The 11,295-nt window shown below is 70.3% G+C and carries 12 protein-coding genes; 6 read left to right on the top strand and 6 right to left on the bottom strand.

The window, feature by feature from the left end:
* Nucleotides 1-949 (bottom strand): serine/threonine-protein kinase (locus EAD98_RS07850; protein ID WP_147457355.1); only part of this gene is annotated, 949 nt, incomplete at its 3' end.
* A 90-nt stretch (nt 950-1,039) separates the two neighbouring features.
* On the opposite strand from EAD98_RS07850, the gene EAD98_RS07845 reads away from it, so the two are divergent.
* Nucleotides 1,040-1,252 (top strand): acyl-CoA carboxylase epsilon subunit, encoded by a 213-nt coding sequence (locus tag EAD98_RS07845; RefSeq protein ID WP_121653391.1) that lies wholly within the window; start codon nt 1,040-1,042, stop codon nt 1,250-1,252.
* Nucleotides 1,253-1,340: 88 nt separating this feature from the next.
* Nucleotides 1,341-1,799, top strand: a complete 459-nt coding sequence (locus EAD98_RS07840; protein WP_121653390.1) for a hypothetical protein — start codon at nt 1,341-1,343, stop codon at nt 1,797-1,799.
* Nucleotides 1,800-1,873: 74 nt separating this feature from the next.
* Here EAD98_RS07840 and EAD98_RS31860 read toward each other — a convergent pair whose 3' ends face one another.
* Nucleotides 1,874-2,158: a hypothetical protein gene (locus EAD98_RS31860; protein ID WP_158609778.1), complete on the bottom strand. Its 285-nt coding sequence runs from the start codon at nt 2,156-2,158 to the stop codon at nt 1,874-1,876.
* 1,166 nt (nt 2,159-3,324) lie between these two features.
* Here EAD98_RS31860 and EAD98_RS07830 point away from each other — a divergent pair.
* From EAD98_RS07830 to EAD98_RS07820, 3 genes are all read left to right on the top strand, one after another.
* Nucleotides 3,325-4,317 (top strand): S8 family serine peptidase, encoded by a 993-nt coding sequence (locus EAD98_RS07830; RefSeq protein ID WP_121653388.1) that lies wholly within the window; start codon nt 3,325-3,327, stop codon nt 4,315-4,317.
* A 180-nt stretch (nt 4,318-4,497) separates the two neighbouring features.
* Nucleotides 4,498-5,166 (top strand): nucleoside triphosphate pyrophosphatase, encoded by a 669-nt coding sequence (locus tag EAD98_RS07825; protein WP_121653387.1) that lies wholly within the window; start codon nt 4,498-4,500, stop codon nt 5,164-5,166.
* The gene (locus EAD98_RS07820; RefSeq protein WP_121653386.1) at nt 5,163-5,816 is read left to right on the top strand and encodes an O-methyltransferase; all 654 of its coding nucleotides are present in this window, start codon (nt 5,163-5,165) and stop codon (nt 5,814-5,816) included. The genes EAD98_RS07825 and EAD98_RS07820 overlap by 4 nt, the downstream gene beginning before the upstream one ends.
* 97 nt (nt 5,817-5,913) lie before the next feature.
* On the opposite strand, the gene EAD98_RS07815 is transcribed toward EAD98_RS07820, so the two are convergent.
* The 3 genes from EAD98_RS07815 to EAD98_RS07805 all read right to left on the bottom strand — a co-directional run bounded on the left by EAD98_RS07815 (nt 5,914) and on the right by EAD98_RS07805 (nt 8,380).
* A complete protein-coding gene (locus EAD98_RS07815; RefSeq protein WP_121653385.1) occupies nt 5,914-6,669 on the bottom strand; it encodes an ABC transporter permease in 756 nt (251 codons plus the stop codon).
* A gap of 18 nt (nt 6,670-6,687) precedes the next feature.
* Complete coding sequence (locus EAD98_RS07810; RefSeq protein WP_121653384.1) at nt 6,688-7,647, bottom strand: ATP-binding cassette domain-containing protein; 960 nt, start codon at nt 7,645-7,647, stop codon at nt 6,688-6,690.
* Between the two features lie 121 nt (nt 7,648-7,768).
* On the bottom strand, nt 7,769-8,380 hold the full coding sequence (locus EAD98_RS07805; protein ID WP_121653383.1) for a PadR family transcriptional regulator: 612 nt from the start codon (nt 8,378-8,380) through the stop codon (nt 7,769-7,771).
* Nucleotides 8,381-8,527: 147 nt separating this feature from the next.
* Between EAD98_RS07805 and EAD98_RS07800 the strand changes: the two genes are divergently transcribed.
* The gene (locus EAD98_RS07800; RefSeq protein ID WP_121653382.1) at nt 8,528-10,279 is read left to right on the top strand and encodes a biotin carboxylase N-terminal domain-containing protein; all 1,752 of its coding nucleotides are present in this window, start codon (nt 8,528-8,530) and stop codon (nt 10,277-10,279) included.
* 65 nt (nt 10,280-10,344) lie between these two features.
* Here the strand turns inward: EAD98_RS07800 and EAD98_RS07795 are convergent, their stop codons facing one another.
* A complete protein-coding gene (locus EAD98_RS07795; protein ID WP_121653381.1) occupies nt 10,345-11,238 on the bottom strand; it encodes a LysR family transcriptional regulator ArgP in 894 nt (297 codons plus the stop codon).
* Nucleotides 11,239-11,295 lie beyond the last annotated feature (57 nt).

Below are 11,295 nucleotides of genomic sequence, written 5' to 3'. Positions count from 1 at the left end.
GCGGCGACACAGGGCGGTCGGCGCGCTCCTCGGCGGGTCGCGGCGCCGGCACGAGCGGCGGGCGCGGCTCGCGCGGGCCGTTCGGCCCAGGCCGACGTACGCCATCCAGCAGCGAGATGCTGCGCGCCCGCTTGCCCCCGGCGCGCCGCAGCAGCCGCTCCGCCACCTCGGCGTTGATCCGCTCGTTCGGGTCCTTGCGCAGCAGGCCGTTGAGCACCGGCTTGAGTGGACCGGCGTTCTTCGGCGGCGGCATCGGCTCGGTGGCCAGCGCGGCCAGCGTGGCGATCGCCGACGGCCGCGCGTACGGCGACTTGCCCTCCACCGCCGCGTAGAGCGTCGCGCCCAACGACCACAGGTCGGCCTCCGGCCCGGCGGTGCCCTCCCGGGCACGCTCCGGAGAGATGTACGCGGGCGAACCCAGGACCATGCCGGTGCGGGTGACGTTCGGGTCACCCGGGATGGTCGCGAGACCAAAATCGGTCAGCACCACCCGACCGTCGTCACCGAGCAGCACGTTGCCGGGCTTGACGTCGCGGTGCATGACGCCCGCCTTGTGCGCCGCGTTGAGGGCGCCCAGCACGCCGAGGCCGATCTCCACCGCGCGGGCCGGCGTCACCGGTCCGTCCTCGGCGAGGGTGTCCTGCAACGACTTCGACGCCACGTACTCCATGACGATCCACGGATCGCCATCGGTGCGGAGAACATCGAAGATGCGGACCACATTGACGTGGTTGAGCCGGGCGATGGCCCGCGCCTCGCGCAGCGAGCGCTCCCGCATCTCGCGGCGCTCCTCGTCGGTGAGGCCGGGCGGCGGCACCAACTCCTTGATGGCGACGTCCCGGTGCAGCACCTCGTCGCGCGCCTTCCACACCCGACCCATGCCGCCCTGGCCGAGCGGCGACAGAAGCCGGTATCGGTCAGCGACGAGTTGGGGAAGCGCGTTCGACATCGGTGAGACGGTACCCGGACCCGCTGATCGTCACACCGCCGGCACGCCACTCTGCGTTCCCGGTAACTTCGCGGCGCGTACCCTGGCGTCATGTCTGCCGAAGAGCCGCTGTTCCGGGTCGTCCGCGGCGTGCCCACCGCCGAGGAACTGGCCGCCCTGGTGGGGGCGATCGTCCTCCGGTCCCGTCCGGCCGCCGCCCCCGCGCCGGCGGCCGCGTCCGCCTGGGCGCGCAGCGCTCGACCGGCCGGCACGACGCTCACGGCCGGCCCGGGCGGATGGCGCTCCGCCGGTCTGCCCCGCTGACCCGAACCGCCGCGCGGGGGCTGCCAGCGTCGCTCCCAGCCGTTAACCTCACTCAGGGAAACGGTGCCGTGACGGGTAGGGAGGATCGATGATCCCCGAAGAGGACCGGCCAACCCCCTGGCTGCGCAACTACGGCGGCATCGAGGCCGACATCCGCCAGCTCCGGGAGTTCGCCGACCGGCTCGCCGCAGAGGTCGAACGCAACTACGCGCCACACCTGTCGTACATCGCCGACGACATGTCCGCCCAACTGCCCAACCCGTGCGACGCCTTCATCGAGCTGGTCACCTTCCTGCACGCCCACCACGAGACGCAGCAGGCCACCGCCGACATGGTGTACGCCGTCCGTGGCGCCACCGGCCACCTGGCCGCCGTCGCCGACCGCGTCGCCAGCCAGTACTCCGACGCCGACGCCTTCTCGGCCGCCCGCGTGGTGGACGTGCAACGGGCGCTCGCCGACCCGGGGACCGTCCTGCCCGGAGGCCCGACGCCGATGCTGCCCGACCCGACCGGCCCCGACGGCGACCGGCCGGTGGTGCTGCCGTGATCGAACGGGGCAGCGGCCGCACCTCCGGCGTCACCGACTGGCAACTGATGGACGTCAACAGCATGTGGGCGTGCCTACAGGACCACGACACCGCCAACCACTGGAAGCAGGTCGCCGGCTGGCGCAAGGTCTGCGACCTGGCCCAGATCCACCTCGGCCGGCTCCACGAGTACCGGCGCGGCCTCGCCGAGGCGTGGCCGCCCGAGACCAGCGCCGCCTCCCGCACGTACCTCGCCCAACTCGACGAGCTGATCGACAAGGTGCGGCACACCCACGACGCCGCCGCCGCCAACTACACCGCGCTCTCCGCCGCCACCCAGGCCATCGGCACCACCCGCGCCGAGCTTCGCAAGGTCCATGAGGAGTACGCGACCAAGCTCCAACAGAAGCAGGCGTACGAGGCGACGGCCGCCGACCCGAAAGCGGTCATGGGCAGCCGGGTCACGCAGTCACCGGTCACGGATGCGGAACTGGAGCGGCTGAACGCGCGGGCGCGGGGGATGATGTTCAACCTCAGTGGCGAACTCCAACAAGCCCAAGCCACCCTCCAAAAACCGCCAGTGGTGCGACCGCCGATTCAGTCTGGGGATCCTGACGCATTAGGCCCAAACCCCATAGCGCCTGTTATCCCTCCGATCGTTCCTGTACCGATGCCAACGGTCAGCAGACCCGCAGCAGCCCTACCTGCGAAAACCGACGTTGCAGTGCCCATGCCGCAGGCGCAAGGCGTTGGACCAGTTCTAGGCAGTGCAGGAACTGGCCTCGTGGGCGGCCCCACCACTGTGAACACAGGAAGTCCACCGTCACCGACGCCTCCAGGCCCACATCTAGGACCTGGGCTGCCACCCGGCCCGTCTATCCCACCCCGTGCAGCAGGCCAGCCGATCTCGACGAATCGATCACCTGGCAGCAGCATGAATCGACCGCAGGCATCGTCCCCGATGTCGCAGCCACGCTTGACACCCCCTAGCGGACTGATTGGCGGGCCACCTGTCCCGGGGCTCGGTCTACCGGGTCAGGGGACCACTCCGCCCCGGAAGGTCAATCCGATTGGAGGTGTGATCGGTGGCGGTGGGGCTGGCACTGGACCTTCCGGGGGCGCTGGGTCTCGTCCGGGCAGCGGCCGTGCAGCTGGCGGCTTTCACGGCGGCGTCACTCCAATCGGCGGCGCACCTTCAATGGGGCCCAATACGGGAATTGGTCCGCCTCCAGGACGCCCGAGCTATCCCCAGCGAGACGATGATCGAGCTGGCCGATGGGATCCGGATAATCCGTGGGAGATTGACCAAGGAGTGAACCCTGTTGTCCGCCCAGGAGATGAGCCCGGCCCGATTGACCCTGGCCCCGCCATTGGATTTAATCGGTGACTATTTGCACCACCGCACTGCTGACTTCACTGTCGGCGACCATCGCCTTAGCCACGCCAACAAGTTTCTCAACACAGCCTAGTCAAGCCGCTGATGCCGCCGCCCGGATTCGGGCAGAGCAGTGGCATCTTGGCTTTGTTGAGACGACCAAAGCACACGTGATTAGTCGTGGCAGCGGCGTGGTTGTCGCTGTACCAGATACTGGGGTTGACCCACATCCCGACCTGAAGAGCAACTTACTCAGGGGAATAGACATCATCGCTGGAGGAAGTGGGGACGGCCGACAAGACAGGGATAGCCATGGGACATCTATGGCCGGCCTGATTGCTGCTCATGGGCAAGGTGGAGAGCTAGGCGCGCTGGGCATTGCACCCGAAGCGAAGATCATGCCTATATACGATTCTCCGCCGCACGGCGATGGTCAGCCAGACGATCTGGCGCAAGGAATAGAGTATGCAATAGCCAACGGCGCAGACGTGATAAGTATTTCCTCTGTCGGCGGAAGCAGCTCACGGCTACGCCAGGCCATCCAAGGTGCCCTGAAGGCAGACATAGTTGTCGTCGCTGGTGTTGGCAATCTGCCTCGTGAGCAGGCCATCGGATACCCTGCTACCGAAAAGGGAGTAATCGCCGTTGGCGGTGTCGACCGTACAGGAAAGCACGCGGCCGTCTCGGTGACTGGACCGGAAGTCGACGTAGTGGCGCCGGCTGTCGACATCTACAGCACCAGCTTCGACGGAAAGTATTCGAAGGGCACAGGGACCTCGAGCGCGACGGCGATCGTGGCGGGGGCGGCGGCCTTGATCAGGTCCAAGTACCCCTACCTGCCCGCGCAGGAGGTGGCCCACCGTCTCACGGCCACGGCCATCGACAAGGGTCCGCCCGGGCGCGACGACGAGTACGGCTATGGCGTGATCGATCTGGTGGCGGCGCTGACGGCAGACGTACCCCCGGTGGGTTTCGGGTCGGCGAGCGCGCCGGCCGGTGGTGGCCCGACCACGGCGACCGGCGCTGGGCCGGGCGACGACGGCGGCGCGTCGGTACGCGGCCTGGCCACGCTCGGGGTGATCGTGGCTGCCGGTGTCGGATGGGCGCTGCTGGTGCGGCGGAGGCGGCGTGGCGACGATCCGCCGCCCCGCATCAGTCGGTGACCGGTCGACGGCCCGTGATCGACTCGGTGTTGGCGATGTGGGGGTGTCCGCGGGGGTGGGATAGCGCGATGTCGGTGATGTGGAGTGGATCAACCTCGGTTGAGCGCCAGGCACCGCCGCCCGGGGTGCGTGCGGGTCGGATGTTCGTGGTGGGAACGGTCAGCCGGTAACGTCGGTCGGGTGTCTGCTTACCTGCCGCTCCGTCTCGTGCTCGCCTCGGCGAGCCCTGCCCGTCGCAAGTTACTCCAGGCCGCCGGCATCGAGCCGGACGTGCTGGTCAGCGGGGTGGACGAGTCTCTGGTGGTGACCGATCGAGCCGAGGAGCTGTGCCTGGAGCTGGCTCGGCTCAAGGCACAGGCCGTGCTGACCCGGCTGAGCCCGGCGACCGACCAGCGGACGTTGGTGATCGGCTGCGACTCGGTGCTCGCCTTCGACGGGGAGATCCTCGGCAAGCCGGCGGATTCGGCGGACGCCACCCGGCGTTGGCTGCGGATGCGGGGGCGCAGCGGGGTCCTGCACAGTGGGCACTGCCTGATCGACGTTGTCGCGGGGCGGCGTGCTGAGGCGGTCGCCTCGACCACCGTCCATTTCGCCGACATCAGTGACGACGAGATCGCCGCGTACGTGGCCAGTGGCGAGCCGTTGGCGGTGGCCGGCGCGTTCACCATCGACGGGTTGGGCGGGCCGTTCGTGGAGCGGATCGAGGGTGACCCGGGGACGGTGGTCGGGCTGTCGATGCCGCTGCTGCGCCGCCTCCTCGCCGAGCTGGACCTGCGGATCACGGATCTGTGGACGAAGGTCGCGCCTGGCGGCCAGTCGGTCGAGCCGCTCGGTAACGTCCGGTCATGACCACCAAATCGATCCCGCTCACCGACGAGCTGCACGCCTACCTGGTCGCGCACGGCGCCGCGCCGGACGAGATCATCCGGGACCTGGCCGAGGAGACCCGGTCGGTGCTGCCGGAGCACGCCACGATGCAGGTCGCTCCGGAACAGGCCGCGTTCCTGACCTTCCTCACCCGGCTGCTCGACGCGCGGCAGGCCGTCGAGGTCGGCACGTTCACCGGGCTCTCGTCGCTGGCGATCGCCCGCGGGTTGCCCGAGGGCGGGCGGCTGACCTGCTTCGACATCTCCGAGGAGTTCACCGGGATCGCCCGGCGCTACTGGGCCCGCGCGGGTGTGCAGGACCGGATCGACCTGCGAATCGGTCCGGCCGGGGACCGGCTGCGCGAGCTGCCGCACGAGCGGCACCTGGACTTCGCGTTCATCGACGCGGACAAGACCGGTTACCCGATCTACTGGGCGGAGCTGGTGCCCCGGATGCGTCCCGGTGGGGTCATCGCCGTCGACAACGTGTTGCGCGGCGGGCGGGTGATCGCGCCGCAGGACGCCGGCGACCGGGCCATCGCCGCCTTCAACGACGAGGTGCTGGCCGACGTGCGGGTGGACCAGGTGATGCTGCCGGTCGCCGACGGTCTGACCCTCGCCCGGGTGCGCTGACAACCGCTGAACCACGGAAATCGGGGTGTCCCGCTACACAGGACACCCCGATTTCCAGGAACTCGTGTTGATCAAGTAGGAACCCAGCCAGCCATCCTCAGCGGACGCTGCGGGCGAACTGGCGTGCGGCCCAGACGACCCCCGCCGCGGCGAGCACCGCGGTGATGGTCAGACCCTGCCAGACCTTGTCGCTGCCGAGGTCACCGGCGAACAGCGCCCGCGTGCCGTCGACCGCCCAGGAGAACGGGTTCCAGTCGGCGATGGCCTGCAACCAGCCGGGTGCGAAGGTCAACGGCAGCAGGATGCCGGAGAGCAGCAGCACCGGCTGCGCCACCGTGTTCATCAGCGGGGCCAGAGCGTCCTCACTCTTGACCTTGAGCGCGACGCCGTACGAGACGGCCGAGGTCATCAGCGCGATCAGGGCCAGCATCAGGTACGCGAGCAGCAGGTCCCCGATGAACACCCGCAGATCGAACAGGAGCGCCAGCAGGGTGATGATGACGGCCTGCACGATGAGCGAGACCACGTCGCGCAGCGAGCGGCCGAGCAGCAGGGCGAGCCGGCTGATCGGGGTGACCCGGGAGCGTTCGATAACTCCCGCGCGCAGCTCGGCGATCAGGCCGAAGCCCTGGAACAGGCCACCGAAGATGGCCAGCAGCACCAGCAGACCGGGTACGAAGATCTTGTAGGCGGCGGCCTGGGTGGGCGCGTTCAGCGCCGGCTTGAGCAGCGGGGCGAAGAGCAGCAGGTACATCACCGGCTGGAACACGCCGACGAAGACCCAGACCGGGTTGCGCAGCAGGAGCTGGGTCTGCCGCTGGAAGATCAGCCACGTGTCACGGGCGAATTTCATGAGTCGTCTCCGGGATGGTCAGGACTCGCGCAGCGAGCGGCCGGTCTTGGTCAGGAAGACGTCGTCCAGGCTGGGCCGGTGCAGCTCGATCGAGCGCAGGTCCAGCCCGGCCTGGTCGAGTCTGCGCAGCACCTGCGGGATGGCGGTGGCGCCCTCGTCGACGTAGAGGCGCAGGCCGCCCTCGTCGGCGGTCTCCAACTTGTTGACGTACGGCTCGCCGTCGAGCGCCTGCGCGGCCTGCGGGGTGACGGCCAGGTCGAGGCCGACCAGCACGACGTCGCCGGAGATCTCCCGCTTGAGCTCGGCCGGAGTGCCCTCCGCCACCACCTCGCCGTTGTCCATGATCGCGATCCGGTCGCAGAGCGCGTCGGCCTCGTCCAGGTAGTGCGTGGTGATGAAGACGGTCATCCCGTCCCGGCGCAGCCGCCGGATCTCGTCCCACATGTGCGCGCGGCTCTGCGGGTCGAGGCCGGTGGTCGGCTCGTCCAAGAAGACGATTTTCGGCTCGTGGATGATGCCGAGCGCGATCTCCACCCGTCGGCGCTGGCCGCCGGAGTAGGTCTTGCACTTGCGGTCGGCGTACTCGGTGAGCTGGAAGGCGTCCAGCGCGCGGGCGGCGCGCCGCTGCGCGTCGGCCTTGCCGATGCCGTACATCCGGGCGTGCAGCACCAGTTCCTCGCGGGCGGTCGACTCGTCCCAGGTGCTGCCGCCCTGCGGGACGTAGCCGATCCGGCGGCGCACCTCGGCCGGAGCCTTGCGCAGGTCGGCGCCGGCGATGGTGGCCTCGCCGCCGTCCGGCTCGATCAGCGTGGCGAGCATCCGCAGCGTGGTGGTCTTACCGGCGCCGTTCGGGCCGAGGAAGCCGAAGATCTCGCCCTCGGCGACCTCAAGGTTGACGCCCCGCACGGCGTCCACCGTCTTCGTCTCTCGACCCGCGCGGGAGCGGAACGACTTCCGCAGCCCCCTGGTCTCGATCATCTCTGCTCCTGGTCGTCCGGGCCGGCGGCAGCCGGCCGTCGAGGGGGACGACGCCGGACGGCGCACTCCCCGCTGTGCCGCGAGCAGGCTAACGCGATATAGCTTTTTTAGTCAACGTTGATTATTCCGGGTCGGCGTCGAGTGGCGCTCCACCCTCCCTCCAGGCCGACCAGCCCTCGGCGTTCTCCAGTTCAGCAGGCAGGTACGACACACCGGACTCGACCCGGTCCGCGACCTGCTCGCACCAGCTCAACTCCGCCTCCGCCCGCGCCGCCCAGAGTTCGAACATCCAACCGACGTGCACCGGCTTGCTGTTACGGATCCAGTCGGACTCCAACGAGGCCCGCATCGAGGCGACGTTGGCGCGCAGCAGGTTGGCCCGGTTCCGCAGCGCCGCCGCGGCCTCGGAGCGGGGCAGCGCCGGCAGGAAGCCGAACGCCGCGGAGAACGGGTCCAGCGGCTCGGACAGGCCCCACCAGAAGCCGCGCAGCAACGTCTGGAACTCGTCCTCCCCCACCGGCGTCACCTCGTACGTCGTACGCGCCGGACGGGCGCCGACCTGCTCGGTGGCAACGGCTCTGATCAGGCCTTCCTCGGTGAGCTTGCGCAGGGCGTGGTAGATCGAGCCGGGCTGCACGTTCGCCCACTTGTCGGCACCCCAGCTCAGCAGCTCACGGCGCACGTCGTAGCCGTGCACGGGCTGCATCCACCGCACCAGGCCGAGGATCATCATCCGAGTCGAAGACACCCGACAAGCGTAATAGCCAAGTTTGACTAAACCGTGGCGGGACAGTGCGGCATCCCACACTGAGCGATCGTTAGGGTCACCAGGTCGGCCGATACACTCCCGGTCAGTAACCTGCCGGGAGGAGCCACGAAGGTGCGCAAGGTACTCATCGCCAACCGCGGCGAGATTGCCGTCCGGGTGATCCGCGCCTGCCGCGACGCCGGCCTGGACAGTGTCGCGGTGTACGCGGACTCCGACCGCGACGCCCTGCACGCCACGCTCGCCGACGAGGCGTACGCGCTCGGCGGGGACAGCGCGACCGAGACGTACCTGCGCATCGACAAGCTGCTCGACGTGGCCGCACGGGCCGGCGCCGACGCCGTGCACCCCGGCTACGGCTTCCTGTCCGAGAACGCCGACTTCGCCCAGGCGGTCATCGACGCCGGGCTGACCTGGATCGGCCCCACCCCGCAGGCGATCCGCGACCTGGGTGACAAGGTCACCGCGCGGCACATCGCCCAGCGCGCCGGCGCGCCGCTGGTTCCCGGCACCCCGGACCCGGTGGAGAGCCCGGACGAGGTGATGGCGTTCGCCGTCGACCACGGCCTGCCGGTGGCCATCAAGGCCGCCTTCGGCGGCGGCGGTCGCGGCCTCAAGGTGGCCCGGACCATGGAGGAGATCCCCCAGCTGTTCGAGTCGGCCACCCGGGAGGCGGTCGCGGCGTTCGGCCGGGGCGAGTGCTTCGTCGAGCGCTACCTGGACCAGCCCCGGCACGTCGAGGCGCAGGTCCTCGCCGACCAGCACGGCAACGTGATCGTGGTCGGCACCCGGGACTGCTCCCTGCAGCGGCGGCACCAGAAGCTGGTCGAGGAGGCACCCGCGCCGTTCCTCACCGACGCCCAGCGTGCGCAGATCCACGACAGCGCCAAGGCGATCTGCCGCGAGGCCGGCTACCACGGCGCCGGCACGGTCGAGTACCTGGTCGGCGTGGACGGCACCATCTCCTTCCTGGAGGTCAACACCCGGCTCCAGGTCGAGCACCCGGTGACCGAGGAGACCGCCGGCATCGACCTGGTCCGCGAGCAGTTCCGGATCGCTGACGGCGAGAAGCTGCGCATCACCGAGGACCCGACGCCGCGCGGGCACTCGATCGAGTTCCGGATCAACGGCGAGGACCCGGGCCGCAACTTCCTGCCCGCCCCCGGCACGGTCACCGCGCTGCGACTGCCCACCGGCCCCGGTGTCCGGGTGGACACCGGCATCTCTGCCGGCGACGTGATCGGCGGCAACTTCGACTCGCTGCTGGCCAAGGTGATCATCTCCGGTGAGACGCGTACCGAGGCGCTGGAGCGGGCCCGCCGCGCGCTGGACGAGATGGTGATCGACGGGATGGCCACCGCGCTGCCGTTCCACCGGCTGGTGGTGCGGGACGAGGCGTTCACCGCCGAGCCGTTCACCGTGCACACCCGGTGGATCGAGACGGAGTTCCACAACACCGTGCCGCCGTTCGCCGCCGCCGCCGGCGCCGCCGAGGCGCCGGCCGAGCGCGACACCGTCGTGGTCGAGGTGGGTGGCAAGCGGCTGGAGGTCAGCCTCCCCGCCGGCTTCGGCGGGGGTACGACCACCGCCGCGCCCGCCTCCCGCAAGCCGACCCGGCGCGGTGGCGGGGCCAAGGCCGGCGCACCGGTCGGTGGCGACACGCTCACCTCGCCGATGCAGGGCACGATCGTCAAGATCGCGGTGGCGGACGGCGACACCGTGGCCGAGGGTGACCTGGTCGTGGTGCTGGAGGCGATGAAGATGGAGCAGCCGCTGCACGCCCACAAGGCCGGCACGGTCAGCGGACTCACCGCCGAGGTGGGTGCCGTGATCACCGCCGGCGCGGCGATCTGCACCATCGCCTGAGCTGTCCGGAGGTCCCCTGACGGATCCTTCCGGCGGGAGGTCGGCGCGACGCGCCGGGCAGGCGGTCAGCGGAGGGTCTCGGCGGCGACCGCGCGGACGGCGGTGGTCAGGGCGTTCAACACGTCCGACTCCAGCCGCCAGTGCTGCCAGTGGAGCGGGACGTCGAGGTGCCGGCCCGGCGCGAGGTCGACACAGCGGCCGGCGGCCAGATCGGCCTCCGCGATCTGCTCCGGCACCAGGCTCCAGCCCAGCCCGAGCCGGATCACCTCGCTGAAGGCCGGCACCGACGGCACGTAGTGCACCGGCGGGTCGAGCGACCGGCCCGCCACCGCCCGGATGAAGCGGTGCTGCACCCGGTCCTTGCGGTCGAAGACGACCAGCGGCGCCCCGGCCAGCGCGGAAGGGCTGAACCCGTCGGCGAAGTGGGCCGCCGCGAACTCCGGCGTGGCCAGCGCGCGGTAGCGCATGGCGCCGAGCCGCAGCACCCGGCAGCCCTGCACGGCCTCCCGCTGGGCGGTCACCGCCGCCGTCACCGACCCGTCCCGGAGCAGCTCGGCGGTGTGGTCCTGGTCGTCCTGCCGCAGGTCGAAGGAGAGCCCGGCCCGCTGCGGCAGTCGCGCCAGGGCGGCGGGGAACCAGGTGGCCAGCGAGTCCGCGTTGACCACCACGGCGACCCGGACGCGGCCGCCGCCGGACAGCGGACCGCGGGCATCGGCCAGCGCCTCCCGTTCGAGCAGCGTGAGCTGGCCGGCCAGGCGCAGCAGCGGCCGTCCCGCCTCGGTCGCCACGCACGGTCGGGTCCGGCGGACCAGCACCTGGCCGACGGTCTCCTCCAGTGCCTTGATCCGCTGGCTCACCGCCGACGGCGTGACGTGCAGCAGCCGCGCCGCCGCCTCGAAGCTGCCCTCCGCGACCACCGCGGCGAGCGTCCGCAACTGCGCCGAGTCGAGACCGTCCATCAGCAGAGCTTATGTTGCTTGAGAAACTTTAGTTGGACTGGTGCTGGCCCGCGCACC

Origin of the sequence: Micromonospora sp. CV4, assembly GCF_003667455.1 — a bacterium.
Lineage (GTDB): Bacteria > Actinomycetota > Actinomycetes > Mycobacteriales > Micromonosporaceae > Micromonospora.
The sequence above is the reverse complement of the archived record's forward strand: the minus strand, read 5'-3'. Positions and strand labels throughout refer to the sequence as shown.

Bases quoted from the DNA above. Each gene is read 5' to 3' on its own strand.
- EAD98_RS07795 (WP_121653381.1), bottom strand. From the start codon at position 11,238: ATGGACGGTCTCGACTCGGCGCAGTTGCGGACGCTCGCCGCGGTGGTC.
- EAD98_RS07845 (WP_121653391.1), top strand. From the start codon at position 1,040: ATGTCTGCCGAAGAGCCGCTGTTCCGGGTCGTCCGCGGCGTGCCCACC.
- EAD98_RS07805 (WP_121653383.1), bottom strand. From the start codon at position 8,380: ATGATGATCCTCGGCCTGGTGCGGTGGATGCAGCCCGTGCACGGCTAC.
- EAD98_RS07820 (WP_121653386.1), top strand. From the start codon at position 5,163: ATGACCACCAAATCGATCCCGCTCACCGACGAGCTGCACGCCTACCTG.
- EAD98_RS31860 (WP_158609778.1), bottom strand. From the start codon at position 2,158: ATGGACCTTGCGAAGCTCGGCGCGGGTGGTGCCGATGGCCTGGGTGGC.
- EAD98_RS07840 (WP_121653390.1), top strand. From the start codon at position 1,341: ATGATCCCCGAAGAGGACCGGCCAACCCCCTGGCTGCGCAACTACGGC.
- EAD98_RS07810 (WP_121653384.1), bottom strand. From the start codon at position 7,647: ATGATCGAGACCAGGGGGCTGCGGAAGTCGTTCCGCTCCCGCGCGGGT.
- EAD98_RS07815 (WP_121653385.1), bottom strand. From the start codon at position 6,669: ATGAAATTCGCCCGTGACACGTGGCTGATCTTCCAGCGGCAGACCCAG.